The organism is Paenibacillus sp. J22P277, assembly GCF_059383675.1.
Genome location: NZ_JBXENS010000008.1, coordinates 377717 through 394170 on the forward strand (window position 1 = coordinate 377717; position 16454 = coordinate 394170).

Annotated in this window: 13 protein-coding genes; 10 read left to right on the plus strand and 3 right to left on the minus strand. The window is 53.2% G+C overall.

Going from position 1 to position 16454, the window contains the following annotated elements; genetic code table 11:
- Nucleotides 1-61 precede the first annotated feature (61 nt).
- Nucleotides 62-1813: a sensor histidine kinase gene (locus tag AC50YL_RS28580; protein WP_494836459.1), complete on the minus strand. Its 1752-nt coding sequence runs from the start codon at nt 1811-1813 to the stop codon at nt 62-64.
- Complete coding sequence (locus tag AC50YL_RS28585) at nt 1810-3393, minus strand: response regulator transcription factor (protein WP_494836461.1); 1584 nt, start codon at nt 3391-3393, stop codon at nt 1810-1812. Before AC50YL_RS28585 ends, AC50YL_RS28580 begins: the two co-directional genes overlap by 4 nt.
- A gap of 335 nt (nt 3394-3728) precedes the next feature.
- On the opposite strand from AC50YL_RS28585, the gene AC50YL_RS28590 reads away from it, so the two are divergent.
- From AC50YL_RS28590 to AC50YL_RS28605, 4 genes are all read left to right on the plus strand, one after another.
- Nucleotides 3729-4694: an ABC transporter permease gene (locus AC50YL_RS28590; RefSeq protein WP_494836462.1), complete on the plus strand. Its 966-nt coding sequence runs from the start codon at nt 3729-3731 to the stop codon at nt 4692-4694.
- Nucleotides 4695-4802: 108 nt separating this feature from the next.
- The gene (locus tag AC50YL_RS28595) at nt 4803-5666 is read left to right on the plus strand and encodes a carbohydrate ABC transporter permease (RefSeq protein ID WP_494836736.1); all 864 of its coding nucleotides are present in this window, start codon (nt 4803-4805) and stop codon (nt 5664-5666) included.
- Between the two features lie 158 nt (nt 5667-5824).
- On the plus strand, nt 5825-7474 hold the full coding sequence (locus AC50YL_RS28600) for an extracellular solute-binding protein (RefSeq protein ID WP_494836464.1): 1650 nt from the start codon (nt 5825-5827) through the stop codon (nt 7472-7474).
- An 85-nt stretch (nt 7475-7559) separates the two neighbouring features.
- Entirely contained in the window at nt 7560-10121 is a 2562-nt protein-coding gene (locus AC50YL_RS28605) for a glycoside hydrolase family 97 N-terminal domain-containing protein (RefSeq protein WP_494836466.1), read from the plus strand.
- Nucleotides 10122-10359: 238 nt separating this feature from the next.
- Here AC50YL_RS28605 and AC50YL_RS28610 read toward each other — a convergent pair whose 3' ends face one another.
- The gene (locus AC50YL_RS28610) at nt 10360-10881 is read right to left on the minus strand and encodes a GNAT family N-acetyltransferase (RefSeq protein WP_494836468.1); all 522 of its coding nucleotides are present in this window, start codon (nt 10879-10881) and stop codon (nt 10360-10362) included.
- A 259-nt stretch (nt 10882-11140) separates the two neighbouring features.
- On the opposite strand from AC50YL_RS28610, the gene AC50YL_RS28615 reads away from it, so the two are divergent.
- From AC50YL_RS28615 to AC50YL_RS28640, 6 genes are all read left to right on the plus strand, one after another.
- Nucleotides 11141-12019 carry a LysR family transcriptional regulator gene (locus AC50YL_RS28615; protein WP_494836469.1) on the plus strand — a complete coding sequence of 293 codons (879 nt, stop codon included), beginning with the start codon at nt 11141-11143 and terminating at the stop codon, nt 12017-12019.
- Nucleotides 12020-12260: 241 nt separating this feature from the next.
- Entirely contained in the window at nt 12261-13130 is an 870-nt protein-coding gene (locus AC50YL_RS28620) for a transporter substrate-binding domain-containing protein (protein WP_494836470.1), read from the plus strand.
- Nucleotides 13131-13151: 21 nt separating this feature from the next.
- Entirely contained in the window at nt 13152-13940 is a 789-nt protein-coding gene (locus tag AC50YL_RS28625) for an amino acid ABC transporter permease (RefSeq protein ID WP_494836471.1), read from the plus strand.
- Nucleotides 13941-14651 (plus strand): amino acid ABC transporter permease, encoded by a 711-nt coding sequence (locus AC50YL_RS28630; RefSeq protein WP_161745436.1) that lies wholly within the window; start codon nt 13941-13943, stop codon nt 14649-14651.
- Nucleotides 14648-15400: an amino acid ABC transporter ATP-binding protein gene (locus tag AC50YL_RS28635; RefSeq protein WP_494836472.1), complete on the plus strand. Its 753-nt coding sequence runs from the start codon at nt 14648-14650 to the stop codon at nt 15398-15400. The genes AC50YL_RS28630 and AC50YL_RS28635 overlap by 4 nt, the downstream gene beginning before the upstream one ends.
- A gap of 21 nt (nt 15401-15421) precedes the next feature.
- The gene (locus AC50YL_RS28640) at nt 15422-16444 is read left to right on the plus strand and encodes an LLM class flavin-dependent oxidoreductase (RefSeq protein WP_494836473.1); all 1023 of its coding nucleotides are present in this window, start codon (nt 15422-15424) and stop codon (nt 16442-16444) included.
- Nucleotides 16445-16454: the final 10 nt, after the last annotated feature.

The window sequence follows — 16454 nt, forward strand, 5'->3', positions numbered from 1 at the left end:
CCCCTGCACCGCCTTTGCTTTGTTTAGTATCGTCCATGCGCTCGGTTCGATTTTAGCGATGTCAACCGTTGTTCGGAAGTTGCTGCAAAGGCAGGATGATCATGATTTTCGTGCCTCGTCCGGCTTCGCTATGAATGGTTACGCCGTAGTTTTCCCCGTAAGCAAGCTGCACGCGTTCGTGAACGTTTTTGATTCCATACCCGGCTTTCGATTCCGAGAGCAACAGGTTCTCTGCTTGTTCGGAAGACATTCCGCAGCCGTCATCTTCTACTTCGAGCAAGAGCGCCGGAACGCCGACGTGTACGGATCGGTAAGCGCGGATAGCGATATGCAGGCATTGTTGATCATCATGCATGGCGTGATTAATGGCATTTTCGACAAAAGGCTGCAGCAGCAATTTTATTATTTTCTGCGCGGCTAAGCTTTCGTCAATTTCCCAGCGCTCGATAAAGCGGTTATCAAAGCGCATATGCTGGATGGCCAGATAGTGTTTGGTAAGGGCGAGTTCTTGTTCCAGCGTAATATATTGATCCCCCATATTCAGCGAGGTTTGATAGAATCTTGCGAGATGGTTTACGATTTTGCTTACTTCGACATCGCCGTTTTGAATGGCCAGAGACGAGATGCCAGACAGCGTATTATAAAGAAAATGCGGATTAATCTGGCTTTGCAAGGCATAAAGCTCCGCATCGCGCTTGGCGATTTCCTTGACATACAGCTTGTCTATCAAATCTTTGAGACGCGTGCTCATCTGGTTGAAAGCCGCCCTTAATTGACCGATTTCGTCCGTGCTGTAATCATCGGGCAAGAGGGTGAAATTGCCTTGCTCGATTTGCGCTGCCTGAAGGTTTAATTTACGCAGACGGCGCGAAAGATATTTGGCGATGACAACGATCATCGAGATGGATAAGACAAGGCTGAAAAGCGCGATGACGACGATTTGCAAAGCCGTTATGCGGGATGAACGCATGATTTCATCAAGCGGGGTGAGGGATACGGTTTTCCAACCGTGGTACATGGTGTTATACACCAGCAAAGCGGGATGTCCGTTTAGGGTGACGACTTCTTTATTGATTGACAGCTCGGGGCCGATGGCCTCGCTGAAGGACCGGTTTAAAAGCGATTTATCGGACGCGGAGATGATTTGATTATGTTCGTTGAGCAAGAAGACGCGTTTGTTTTGCTCTTCTTTTTCGATTAATCGGTAGAGCAATTCTTCATTGAGACCGATCGTAACCATTCCGTAAGATTGGTTTTGGGTATTATAGTTAAGAATACGTCCCAAATAAACGACATTTTTCCCGTTTTTTTCTTGAATGATGTTGCTGAATATATTATTTCCATAGGTTTGATGTAATTGAGAAAGAAACTGAGTCGCCAGAAGGTCAGGCGTAATATGTTTGAGAAACAGACCGTCCTCCGGGAGCGTTTCATTTTTTACGTAGAGGTTAATGCTTGAAAGGTTGTTGTTCGCGGACAGCAGGCTGTATAAGAGTCCATCGATATATTTGTAGGCTTCGACGATAGGAATGTCGCTCGAGTATGGTTTCGTAAGATAAGCCTGCAAGGTTTCATCCGTATAAATCAAAGATAAAATTTGGCTAAGATTATCCAATTGCGCATTTACGTTGCTGCCGATTTGTTGGTTGCTGCTATACATATTTTCGTAGGTCAATTCCAACAGCCGTTTCTCGGTACGATCATAGAAGAAAATCGTAATGATTAGAAGCGGGATGATCGTGACGGCAATGAACATGATTAATAATTTTTGCAATAAAGATGAATTTTTGGAAATTCTTCTCAGTACATTCATGCTCGCTGTCCCTTTTCCGCGTGCGTACGGTATTGGTTCGGCGTGAGCCCCGTGCGTTTGAAAAAGACGGCGCCGAAATAGGAGGGGCTTTCATAGCCGACTCTTTTTGCAATGTCATGAATTCTAAGATTCGTGTCCCGCAGCATGATGCAAGCATTGTCCATGCGGATCTGAGTGACGTATTCAAGCAATGTTTTCCCGGTAATATCCTTGAAAATAGCTCGGAGATAGTTTGGGGAAAGGAAGACCAATTCCGCCAACATTTCGATCGAAATAACCTGTCCGTAATTTTTTTGGATGATCCCGCAAACTTCGTCCACAAGCTTGATATGGCGGTCGACTGGAGACGCTTCCAATTCGTCCATCATCATGTTCAATATTTGCCTCATGAGCGTTTTCATCGATTGCATGCTTTCCATCAGGGAAAGGCGTCCAAAGAACTTGGCATCCTGCACGATAATTTCCTTCAAATGGCGGTTGTTAGCCGCAATTGCGGACAGCAGCGAATCGAATACCGACTTGGTATCGACAAAAACCTGACTGATATTTCCGGGGGGCAGACCGCCGTCGAAAAAGTCATGGAGCCATTCTTCCGCTTGGTCTCTGCGTTGTTGTTGCACGGCGGCAATCAAGTGCTCCGTTTTCGGAAAAGGCGTCTTGCGCCATGCGACGTCCATGGTTGCCCAATCGTCGCTGATAAGTCCCGTGCCTTGAGTAGCAACCAGCTGTTTGCGCATTTGCAGCATCTTGGACCATTGTATCGTAAAGGAATGCAGCGTTAGCGGGCTGCTTGCGAGGAATAGGGAGATCCAATGCATCGCATTCGCATTCTGATTGCGCCAATGCTCAAACGCGGCACGGTCCGATTGCCGAGTGGCAAAGATCCATTGGCCGTCGCGCAGTTTGGTCAGTACGCCGGGAATAAAACTCGGCAATCCGGCGATGAAAAATTCCAATCTTTCCACGATGGAAAAATCATTGGGAGGTACATCGATCAGGAGCGGATTCTCTGCCAACAGCATATATTCGTCGATGCTGATAAAAACAAAGGTAAACGTTTTGTTATCGGCGGGAAGATGCAAATGTTGATTGTAAATAGAGGTCACTTCATCCGCTAAGCCGGAGAGCAGATTACCGCCGATCTGGAGAAGCTCGCGCAGATATTCTCCGGATTTTATGAGGGTGGAATTGTGATGCTTCTTCTGCTCGTCGCAACGCTGACGAACGATCTCCATCATGGCGGCCAGTTCTTCGTGGTCGACCGGCTTCAACAAGTAGCCGCAAGCTCCGTGTCGCAGCGCGGCGCGAGCATAATCGAACTCATTGTATCCGCTGAGAAAAACGATCTGGATGCTAGGGAAGCGGGCATGTACTTGCTTGCAGAGTTCAATGCCGTCCATGACGGGCATTTTAACGTCGGTAATCAGAATATGCGGTTGCAGGGCTTCTATCTTTTCCATTGCTTCCCGTCCGTTGTTGGCGGTGGCAATGACACGGCAGTGCATTTGTTCCCAGTTCACGTAATTGGCAATATTGTCCAAGGTGAGTCGTTCGTCATCGACTAAAACAACAGTGTACATAGATCCTCCGCGAATATCGTTAATAGTTAAGCGGGAACAAATAAGCCTAGCCCATACGGAAAAGTGAAACTGGAGAAAGTATATGATCGAACGTAGATAATGTCAACGACAAAGAGCGTGGGATGTCCATCGCCATCGCACCGGTTCGCGGTGGGGGCTGCCATCGCCTTCGCTTTTTTTTACATTGATTTACCTTAAACGCATCGCTCATCCTTCAATAGGGTGAAAGTTCTTTCGTTTCGGAGATAAATCAGAAAATCGTGAGATAGAGATCGAATTTAGGATTCCGTATGATGAATACATCGATAAAAGTTTGGCGAAGAGGAGGCGGGGGAATGGGATTGAAGGGTGAAAGCAACGCGGGAATGCCTCTGCTGAAGCATCCTACCGTTAAAAAGATGGTTCGGCAGCGATACGTCTATTTACTATTGATCCCCGGAGTCGTTTGGGCAGCGTTATTTTCTTATGCGCCCATGGTTGGCCTGTACATGGCGTTCACGGACTACAAGCCAGCTTTAGGGAATTTCTGGGGTTCCCTCTTTCATGCGAAATTCGTGGGATTTCAGTGGTTTGACTTCTTTTTCACGGGGCAAGATTTTGGGCGAGTGATGCGCAATACCTTGGTCTCGAGCGTGTTTACGCTGTCTATCGGGTTCGTTGTTCCGATCTTCATTGCCATCACGTTGAATGAAGTCAGAATCAATTGGTTTAAGCGGATCGTACAAACAACATCCTATTTCCCCTTTTTTATTTCATGGGTTGTCGCTGCAAGCATCGTGATGACGTTGTTGTCGACCGAAGGACCCGTAAATCAATTCTTGATGAATATCGGCGCCGTCAAACAAGGCGTTTTGTTCATGCAGGAAGGAAAGCTGTTCTGGATCATCATTGCCTTGTCGAATGCGTGGAAGGATATGGGATATAACTCCATCATGTATTTGGCGGCCATTGCCGCGGTTCCGCCGGCGCTATTCGAAGCCGCAAAAATAGACGGCGCCGGTCGCATGAAGCAAATCTGGCACGTCTTGCTGCCGACGATACGGCCAACGATTATTATTCTTTTGATTTTAAACATCGGCAATTTGATGAATACCGGATTCGATCAATATTTTTTATTGGGGAATTCCCTGAACAGGTCGTATTCCGACGTGGTTGATACCTATGCGTTCCGTTATGGCATTCAAAACGGCATGTTTTCGTATGCAGCTGCGGTTAGCATGTTCAAATCGGTCGTCGCCTTTATTTTGGTGGTAAGCGTCAACAGCATCTCTAAAAAAATGGGCCAAACCCATCTGTTCTAAGTCATACGCGCGGTCGGGAGGAGCAAGGAAATGCAAAATGGAGTTGCACGGCGTTACAAGCCGGGTTCAATAAGCGAGTGGTTACGGCAACATATAGTGGAAACGATTATGGCAAATATCATCATTTACGGTTTCCTGTTGCTTATATTCGCCATTACGTTCTTTCCTTTCTGGTACATTTTTGTATTGTCGCTCAATGATGCGTCCGCCCCTACGTATGGACAATTTATGCTGTGGCCGAGCGATTTCAGCTTGGGCAGCTACCGAACCGTGTTGCAGGACGAAGAAATTTTAAACTCTTTCGTGGTGACGGTCGGCCGAACCGTCGTCGGCGTGCCGCTTACGCTGGCTTGCGTTTCGATGGTGGCGTATGCGCTAAGCAAAAGAGAGCTCGTGGGCTGGCGCGGCTTTAATTTGTATTTTGTATTTACGATGTACTTCAGCGGCGGCTTGATTCCCACCTATATGGTCGTGCGCAGCTTGCATCTCATCGATAATTTTTGGGTGTTCATTTTCCCCGGGATCATGAGCATTTTCTGGATGATCCTCGTGCGAACCTACATGGAGGGCATGCCGAAAGAAATGGAGGAAGCGGCACAAATAGAAGGCGCGAACGACATTCAGATTTTTTTGAAAGTCATGATACCCGTGTGTACGCCGGTGCTTGCCACGATTACCTTGTTTTCGGCCATCAGTCATTGGAACGCATGGTACGATTCTTATATTTATACCTATAAAGATTCTTTGAAAACATTGTCGGCCGTGTTGGTGAAAATTCTCAATCAGTTCCAGACAAATGATATGCTGAACACGTCGCAGCAGCTTGCGAACGATCAGCGAAAATTGCCGGTGTCCAGCGAGAGTATCCGTATGACGGTTACGATGGTAGCTACGCTGCCCATTATTGTCGTCTATCCGTTATTGCAAAAATACTTCCTACAAGGAATGCTCATCGGGGCAGTAAAAGGCTAATGGTTACGAATCACGAGGAAGTATTTTATCCGACTCTCCGAATCTTTTTCCGGTTCGGGACGCGGACTAAATAAAATCCCCTACAAGAGTAGGAGTGTGATGGTTCATCTGATTCGGCGAATAAAGAGAAGCTATTTACTAAACAGGAGGGTATGAAAATGAAAAAGAGATTCGTTTTGACAGCGGCGCTTGCAAGTATTTTGCTTTTGAGCGCGTGCGGTTCCGGAAACAAAAATTCGGATGTTAACTCGGCCAAGGATGAATCAACGAACAGCAAAGCAACAAACGGCAAAGCAACAAACGATACGCCGAAGAAGCCGATTACGTTGACTTTATTCGACAAAAACGTGGGCGATCCGTTTACGAACCCCGTGGCGCAAGAAATTACGGATCGTACGGGCGTGTTTATCGAGATTCAGCAACCCACGGGCAATCCGGACGAGAAACTGAACTTGATGTTGGTCAGCGGAGATTTGCCCGATATCGCGCTGATCGACAGACGCGAGGCTACCTTGAACAAATACATTGCCGCCGGTGCTTTGATTCCTCTGAACGATTTGATCGAAGAGTACGCTCCGAATATCAAGAAGCGTTATGGCGACGTACTTTCCAAAAGCGTGTACGAGGACGGCAAAAATTATTATTTGAATAACTGGTACGGATTGGATCCGGATCCGAACTGGGCCATCAATATGCGCATGGATATCCTGGAGGAGTTTGGATACGGCGAGCGCGCTGCGGCCGGGGATTCCTTTACGCAGGATGAATTTTTGGATTTGCTGAGAAAGTTCAAGGCGAAATATCCCGAGGTAGACGGAAAATCTTCCATACCGATGACGGTAAGCGCTGATCATATGCCTACCATCATCGGCTCGTTCAAGGCGATGTACGGAATGAAAACGTACTATGAGCATGATGGCCGCCTTGAATTCGATGTCAGGGATCCGCAGTACTTGGCAATGATCAAATTCATCAATACGCTCTATTCGGAAGGCTTGCTCGACCGCGAGTGGGGAATCAATAAAGCGCAAAATTATGCGCAGAAAACGGCCAGCGGACGCGTATTCGCAACGGCGGGCGGTATCGTGAACGAAGCCAACAGCGCGTTTCGAACGCAATACGGCGAAGATACGCATCAACTGTTCTACGGATTCAAAGTGACCGCCCCGGGCGTCGATCCGAATAAAACGACTTACGGGCCGCGCAGTTCTTTGGGTTGGGACGGAGTCGGCATTACGAAAGCGAACAAGCATCCGGTGGAAACGATCAAATTTTTGGACTTCCTGGCGAGCGAAGAAGGCCAATATTTGCTGATGTGGGGCAAGGAAGGCATGAACTGGAATATGGAAAACGGCGTTCACGTGCCGACGCAGGAAGCGCTGGATGCCATCAGCAAAGATTGGGCGGCATTCTCGAAAACGACAGGCGCTCGCAAATGGACATGGATGATTCGCAACGGATTGGGCGAAGACGGCACTCCGTATGACTTAATGTTCCGTTACAAAAGAGATAACGTGAATCAGCATGCATTGAAATCGATGGCCGGTTCGACCTGGGATACCGCGCTTTACGATGATCTCGGTCCAAAGAGCGGCACGCCCGACGCATTGAACGAACAAAAAATCAAGGATATTATCGACACCGGCTTTTCCAATATGGTGTATGCGCAGTCGCATGATGAAATCGACGGTATGTATGCGAAAATGATTGCCGAAATCGAAGCGAACGACGCGGTGAAAATCGAAGGCATGTACACGGAAAACTATAAAGCTCGCATGGCATTGTACAATGCGGCCGAACAAAAATAAGCCTTTGGCAATCCCAAAGTGATTCGCTTTATTCCGGGGCAGGGTAACCCTGCCCCTACACCAAATGAATGGGCAGGAGATTACGATGATGTGGGAACTGCGTTCGCCTAATAAGGCTATTCGCATGACGGTCAGCAGAAATGCCGAGGGAGAGCTAGGGTACGCCGTCGAGCGCAATGGCCGTGCGGTCATAGAGCAAAGCAAGCTCGGCTTTGAAAGCGATTTGGAAAATTTCGCGACGGCTTTTCGTTTTATAAAGGAAACGCGCGCGATCGTTGACGAGACCTACTCGTTACCGGCGGGGAAAAAGGCGGTCTATGATAACCATGCGAACGAGATGTCCCTGCAGTTTGCATGCGGAGCGTATACGTTCGTGCTGTGCGCTCGCGCGTATGACGACGGGGCTGCTTTTCGCTATCAAGTGCTGTCCGATATAGAGAAGCCTATGCAGGTCATTCGCGAAGCGACGAATTTCGCTTTGGCGGAGACCTACGACGATTTGTGGCTGCAGCATTTGAACAGCAGCTATGAAGCAACGTACGACCATACCGGATGGGAAGACAAAGCGGGCAGGGATTACGGAATGCCAAGCTTGTTCCACGCCGACAATGGCGGTTGGGTCATGCTGACGGAAGCGCAGGTGTATAACACGAACGGCAGCTATTGCTCTAGTCACTTGCGCGGAGCCGGAGGCCGCAGCCTGTCTTTGGAGTTCGCCCCGGAAGAAATGGGAAGGCCGCTCTCCTGCAAGCTGCCGTTCTCCTCTCCTTGGCGCGTCATCGTGGCGACGGACGATCTCAACGAATTGGTGAATACGACGATCAACTATAACTTGAATCCGCCTTCCGCGATCGAAGACACAAGCTGGATCAAACCGGGGCGTTGTTTATGGGGTTGGTGGGAATATATGAACAGCGCACAGCTCTACACGGAGCAAAAACGCTATGTGGATTTCGCGGCGGGGGTCGGATTCGAAGGACTCACCGTGGACGCGGACTGGGATATGACGTGGCTGAAAGAGCTGTGCGATTATGCCCATTCGAAAGGCATCGTCGTATGGCTGTGGAGCGCCATGCAGTATATCGATACGCCCGAAACGGCGCGCGAGAAAATTGCGTTGTGGGCAAGCTGCGGGGTAGACGGGCTCAAGGTGGACTTCTTCCAGAACGATTCCCAGCACACGATGCGGCAATACGAGATGATTGCCGAGGTCATGACCGAGCATCGGTTGATGATTAATTTCCACGGGGCGACCAAATGCATGGGCGAAGGACGCACATGGCCGAATTTCCTGACGGCGGAAGGGATCCTGGGCCTTGAACACTATATGTGGAGCGGCTTGCCGGACGCCGAGCACAATTGTACGGTTCCGTTTACGCGCAACGTGGTCGGTCCGATGGATTATACGCCGACCGGATTCTCGAACAAAAACCGCAATACGACGTTAGCGCATCAGATGGCGCTTTCGGTCGTATTCGAATCAGGCGCCGCGCACATTGCCGCTTCCATTTATTATTTGGAAGCGTGGAGAGGGACGGATTTCTTGCGCCGCATGAAGCCCGCTTACGATGAGGTCAAGGTGCTGTCCGGATATCCGGGTCATCATGCAGCCATTCTGCGCCGCTCCAAAGAAGAATGGTTGATCGGCTGCATCACGAACGAAGCGATGATCGTGCGCCTGAAAATGGATTTTCTGCCCGAAGGCGAATTCGCGGCCGAAGTTTACGAGGATGACTCCAGCGGCGAAATGATGAAAGTAAGACGCTGCAAAGTGACTAGCGGGACCGTGATCGAACTTCCGCTTAAGAAAAGCGGAGGCGCCGGCATTTATATCGCCAAAGAGATTTTGCCGTTGCCGACAGGGATTGAATCCGGCTATATGAGCGGTGCAAGAACGGAATATTCGGCGCAAGAGGCACAAACGCGGCAAGGGAGCGAGCCTGTCGTATACGAGAACGATCAGCAAGCCGTATTGCTGAATTTGAACGGCCGTCTTGTCTTTTCGGTGAAAACAACGGCCGAGCCGCAAACCGTAAGGCTGTTCTACGCGGCAAAAGAACCTTGGAACGTGCGTATTAGCGACGGAATCAACCAAGTGGAACAGGAAATGCCGCAAAGCGGATCCGTTAAGATATTTATGACGAAAGACGTGGTATTCCCTTTTTCGGGCGGCGAGAACGCTCTGTCCATCGAACGTATTGCAGGATCCGTGCCCGCGTTGGAAAAAATCCATATTATCGCTAACAAACCGCAGCCGGAATTGTATGTGCCCGTTGGACAAGGCATCTTGAGCGGCGGCGCGGAATTCGTGTTGGACGCATCGGGCGGCGAGAAGGTTACGGGTCTTGGCAATGGAGGCGAGCTTAAGTTTGACTCCGTTATGCTGCCGAAGGAGGGCTATTATTTGATGCGCTTCGACTATTGCGCGGGGGAAAGCAGAGACCTCAGCGTAGAAGTGAACGGCGGAGCCCACACGTACAGGACGAATTTGCACACCACGGACGGCTGGGATTTCCCGACTTGGAGTATCAAAGATCAGCGCGAAATCCGCATCCGGATGCAAGCGGGCAAGAATACATTGCGTCTATACAATGATCAAGGCCGGGCAGCTCATATATACGGTTTTGCGATTACGGCGGATGAATGAGAATGGACACGGTTGAATAGTGTTGCACGAAACAAAGCATCCTCGGGGGCGAAGCCTCCTAAGGATGCTTTGTTCTTGACAGGGGTTGCCCCAATCGTTTTTCCCGTCCCGCCGATGGTTATCCGTATATTTCGTTTTCGTCCATCCTTTTGCCGGGTCATGAATGGTTTCGTCAGCCGTTGCACATGTACAAGGGAGAGAGGACAGGCCGGGAGCGCCCGGATACCGGCAGTCTTCCTTACAGGGAGGCTGCTTTTTGCGCGAGATTCAGGCGGTAGCCCTTGACCAGCGTTTCCCCGTTCATGATGTCGGTCTCGACGGCCCGTTCGAAGCCGAGTCTCTCGTAGAGGCTGACGGCGGAAGCCATCATATCCGAGGTGTGCAGGTTCAGCCAGTCCGCGCCGAGCCGGACCGAACGCGCGGCGGCTTCGCGGATGAGCGCCGTGGCGATTCCTTTGCCCCGATGCTCCGGCGGCACGGCAAGCAGGCGTATGATCGGGTTCGTAATGCCGAGCTCCGGCGCGCCGTAGGCGGCTTCCGAGGAGAGAAACAGCTGCACGGAGCCGACGATGCGGCCGTCCTCCTCCGCGACGATTCTCGCCGCCGGCCCGTCGCCGTCGAAGGAAGCGAGAATGGAATCGCGGTATGGCTCCCATCTGTCCGCGGGCAGCGACGCCGAATATTGCCCATAGGCGCCTATGGTGACCCCGATGACCGCATCGCGGTCGGCATTTGTCACATCCCGAATGATCAACCCCATCGTGAATACCCCCTAAATCGTTTGACGTGCGAGGACGCCTGCAAGTAAAGCTACGATATCGTTTAATTCCGACCATTGAAATAGGAAATAAAAAAATTCAATCCATCGATAGAAGGAAGCTATCGTTCGTTTATGGGATTCGTGAACCCAGCCAGTATAAGGGCCAAGCCCGGATTGACGCCGCATGAGCGTTGCTTTAGAATATTTGTAATTCCTAGTTAACGCATGCGAATAATAAAATATAAGGAGCGGACCGGATATGAACATCGAGAACATCGAGGCCTTCGTGTACGTGAATCATTACGGGAGCTTCAACAAAGCGGCCGAGGTACTCTTCCTGTCCCAGCCTTCCGTCACGGCCCGCATTCAAACGCTGGAGCGGGAGCTGGACTGCAGGCTGTTCGACCGGCTGGGCAAGCAAATCGCGCTGACCGAGAAGGGCAAGCAGTTTCTTCCCTACGCCCAGCAGATCATGCAGACGTTCCAGAAAGGCAAGCTGCACATGCAGCAGCGCAAGACGGTCCCGCACGAGCTGCGGATCGGCGCGACGGTGTCCGTCTCGAATTATCTCATTCCGAGCCTGCTGCCGAGATTGAAGCAGCGTTACCCGGAGCTTCATATCAAGCTGTTCACGTCGGGCACCGACGAGCTCGTGCACAAGCTGCACAACAAGGAGATCGATCTGGCGTTCGTGCGGAAAGTAGCGCACCCGACGTTGGCGTCTTATAAATTTTACGAGGATCCGATCAAACTATACGTGTACGAGGGGCATCCTTTTACGCGGAAGCGGGATGTCTCGATCGCGGAGATCAGCTCGCAGCCGCTCGTCTTCTTCGAATGCGGGTCGCTCGATTGGATGCGGGTGCACCGGGTGTTCGACAGCCTCGACCGGCAGCCGAACATCGAATACCTCGTCGATAACTCCGAGTCGGCCAAGAAGCTCGTGCTGGAGCGGGCAGGCATTTGCTTCCTGCCGGGGCTGTGCGTGGAGCAGGACGTGCGGGAGAAGCGGTTGTTCCCCATCGAGTTCGCCGAGATGAACGGCATCACGCTGCAAACGAACCTGATCTCCCGGAGCGGCGAGCATTCCCTGTTCGCGGATTCGCTGCAGGAGATCGGTCAAGAGCTGTTCGGCTAGCGCGATTGCGCCGTTATTTATCGATGATCGAATCTCTCCATCGATGAATAGAAAATCTCTATCGAAAACCGGATTGACCGATGGGAGCCCCGGATGATAAATTAGTTTCAACCTAATTCCGATTAAATCGATTGGAATTATAAAATTTATAAAAACGGTGATCTACCATTCCTGTGGAGGTCCGCATGCGATCTTGGCCGGAGTGCCGAGGCAACTCAAACACAGTGGGGGTAGATGAACGATGAAGAAGACAATGATCGGCACGGCGGGATTGGCATTGGTGGCATTGACGGTGGTCGCGACGGGATGCGGCTCGAAGAACGACGCGAACGAGGCAGGCGCGAATGCGTCCGGCAGCGCGCAGACGGACAATGCCTCCGGCGGCAATGCGGCGGCGGACGCGAAGAAAATCATCGTCGGCACGGGCACGCAATTTCCGAAGGTATGCTTCCTGGACGAGAACGGCAAGCTGACGGGCTTCGACGTCGAGCTGGTCAAGGAAGTCGACAAGCGCCTGCCGGGCTACGAATTCGAATTCCAGACGCTCGATTTCTCCAACCTGCTGCTCAGCCTGGAGACGAAGAAGATCGATTTCGTGGCGCACGAGATGGAGCAGAACCCGGACCGGGCGGCGAAATACTTGTTCAACAAAGAAGCGTACGCGCACTGGAAAACGAAGATCATCGTGCCGAAGGAGAGCAAGGCGACGTTCAAGAACCTCGACGACCTGAAGGGCAAAAAGGTGCTGACGACCGCGACGAGCGCCGAGGCGACGCTGCTCGAAACCTACAACAAGTCGCATGACGACGCGATCAAGATCGTCTATACGAACGGCGCCGCCAACGATACCGTCAGCCAGCTGACGAGCGGACGGGTGGACGCTACGCTGGGCGCGGACTTCACGCTCTCGCTGATCGATCCGCAGGGCAAGTTGGAGTCGGTCGGGGACGCGCTGGAGGAAGCGGACGTGCAGTTCGTCTTCCGCAAGGACGATCCGGACGAACAGAAGCTCGCGGACGCCGTGGACGGCGCGCTCAAGGAAATCAAGGACGACGGCACGTTGAGCAAGCTGAGCGTGCAATGGTTAGGCGCGGATTACACGCAAAAATAAAGCCGAAGGAGGGAAAGGAAGATGGGCGAAAAGTTCGACATCAGCTATGTCTTCACGTTTTTCCCCAAGCTGGCGGGCACGCTGCAGACGACGCTGCTCATCGTGGGCGGGGCCTTGCTGACGGGGCTGATCGTCGGCTTCCTCGTGGCGCTTCCCCGTTTGTACAAGGTACCGGTTCTGCAGCGGCTGTCTCAGCTCTACGCTTCCTTCTTCCGGGGCACGCCGATTTTGATCCAGCTGTTCCTGTTCTACTACGGGCTCCCGGAAATCCTCAAGCTCGCGCACATCGACGTCAGCCGGGCGCCCGTTCTCGCGTTCGTCATCCTGACCTACGGCCTGCATACCGGCGCTTACGTATCGGAGACGATCCGATCAGCGGTCGCCTCGGTCGACAGGGGGCAAGTCGAAGCCGCGTATTCCGTCGGCATGTCGGGTTACCAAGCGTTCACCCGTATCGTCATGCCGCAGGCGTTGGCGATCGCGGTGCCGGTGCTGTCCAACGTCATCCTTGCGCTGCTCAAGGATACGTCCCTCGCCTTCTCGCTCGGCGTGATGGAGATGACGGGCAAATCGCAGTCGCTGGCGACGCTGACCAATCATTTCGTTGAAAGCTATATTTCCTTGGCGCTGATCTACTTGGTCATCAGCATTATCCTGGAGCGGCTGCTGCTGTTCCTGGAGCGCAGGCTGCTGCGGCATGAGAGCCGGCCGGCGGAAGCGTACCCGGTATTCCGGCGCGAGCGGTACGGCCGTCTCCGCCAGTTCTTCGCCCGCGAACGCCGCGTTCGCTTCAGAGAGGAGACGAGGTAAATGAAGCTGGATCCGTCGTTTATCTGGGAAGCCTTCGTCAAGCTGCTGCCCGTGATTCCGACCACGCTGCTGATCACCGTCGTGTCCGTCGCGTGCGGCTTCGTCATCGGGACGGCGGTCGCGTTCGTCCGCATCTACAAGGTGCCCGTGCTGCATCCGATCGCTTCCGCGTACGTCACGTTCATTCGGGGCACGCCGATGCTCACGCATCTGCTGATCATTTATTTCGGACTGCCGATGATCATCGACGCCGTGAGCGCGCAGCTCGGACTCGGCTTTCGTTCGGCATCCATCCCGATGATCGATTTCGCGTTTCTCGCCTTTTCCATTACGGCGGGGGGTTACATGTCGGAAGTCGTGCGCTCGGGCCTTCTGACCGTGAACCGCGGACAAATCGAGGCCGCGTACTCCGTCGGCATGACGACGCCGCAGGCGATCCGCCGCATCGTGTTTCCGCAAGCAATGGCGGCCAGCATTCCCAATCTGGCGAATTCGTTCATCGGCATGCTGCACGCGTCGACGCTCGCTTTCACCGTGTCGGTCGTGGAGATCTTCGCGAAGGCGCAGATCGTCGCCTCGACGAATTGGAAGTTTTTCGAGGCTTACCTGGCCGCCGCCGTCATCTTCTGGGGGCTTACGGTCCTCATCGAACGCGTTGCCGTCATCCTGGAGAAACGGATGAATCTGTACAATCGAGGTGGAGTCGCATGATCAAGCTGACGGGAATCACGAAGTCGTTCGGCAGGAATCAAGTCTTGCAGGGCATCGATCTGCAGGTGGAGAAAGGCGAGGTCGTGGTCATATTGGGTCCGAGCGGGTCCGGCAAAACGACTCTGCTGCGCTGCATCAATTATCTGGAACGTCCGAACGCGGGACGAATCGCGATCGGCGATTTCGAGGTCGACTGCGAACGCGCCGGCAAGAAGGACATCCATGCGCTGCGCGGCAAATCCGCGATGGTGTTCCAGCATTATAACCTGTTCAAGCACAAGACGGTGCTGGAAAACGTCATGGAAGGTCTCGTGATCGTGCAGCGGATGCCGAAGGAAACGGCGCGCCGCCGAAGCGTCGAGGTGCTGGAGAAGGTCGGGCTCGGCGAGAAGCTGGACGCGTACCCGAGCCAGTTGTCGGGCGGCCAGCAGCAGCGCGTCGGCATCGCCCGGGCCTTGGCGCTGGGTCCGGAGGTCATCCTGTTCGACGAACCGACCTCGGCGCTCGATCCCGAGCTGGTGGGCGAGGTGCTCGCGGTCATCCGGCGGATCGCGAAGGAAGGCATCACGATGATCGTCGTCACGCACGAGATGGGCTTCGCCCGCGACGTCGCAAACCACGTCGTGTTCATGGACGGCGGCGTCATCGTCGAGGAAGGGTCGCCGAAGGATATTTTCAACAAGCCGCGGGAAGAGCGGACGAAGCAATTCTTGAAACGGATCATGCCGGAACCGGCCTATTCCATCTAACGTCGCCAGGAGGGGAAAGCAATGGGCATTACGCTAAGCATATTGGATCAAACGCCGATTTATCCGGGGGAGACGGCGACGGACGCTTTTCGTCATACGGTGACGCTGGCCCAGCGCGCCGAAGCGCTCGGTTACAGACGATTGTGGGTATCGGAGCATCACGACTCGGAGCAGGTCGGCGGCTCGTCCCCGGAGGTGCTGATCTCGCACCTGCTGGCCAAGACGGAGCGGATCACGATCGGCTCGGGCGGCATCATGCTGCAGCATTACAGTCCGTATAAGGTCGCGGAAAATTTCAACGTGCTGTCGTCGCTCGCGCCGGGACGCGTCGATCTCGGCATCGGCCGGGCGCCGGGCGGGCTGCCGCGGTCGACGCAGGCGCTGCAGCGCGGGGTTCAGGACCCGCCATCCCTGACGGACAAGATCGTCGAGCTGGAGAAATTCATCCACGACAGGCTGGAGGACGGACATCCGCTCGCGGGATTGAAAGCCTCGCCCTTGCCGGAGACGGCACCGGAGCTGTACGTGCTCGGCACGAGCGTCGGCAGCGCCGAGATCGCGGCATCGCTTGGCCTGCCGTACGTGTTCTCGCAGTTCATCAACGGCGATGAAGACGTCGCGCTGGCGGCGTTCGCGGCGTATCGCGGGCAATTCAACTTCGAGAGCGGCCGGCAGCCGCAGGCGATCTTCGCCCTGGCCGCGATCGTCGCGGACAGCGACGAGGAAGCGGAAGAACTTGCGGGGAACCTCCAGCTGGTCAAGATTCATCTCGAGAGCGGCCGGACGTTGACCGTCGGCACGATCGAGCAGGCGGAGGAATACGGCAGGCAGTCCAACGAGAAATACCGCATCGAGGTGAAGGCGCCCGAAGTGACGAAGGGGTCCAAGGAGTCGGTGCGCGCCAAGCTGCTGGCTTTGCAGGAGAAGTTCGGCGTGGAGGAGTTCATCGTTACGACGAACGTGCCCAATTTCGAGAAGCGGCTGCGCTCGTTCGAGCTGCTGAAGGAAGCCTTTGCGGAAGTGCCGGCTGCAACGGTATTGTAGACGAGAGAAG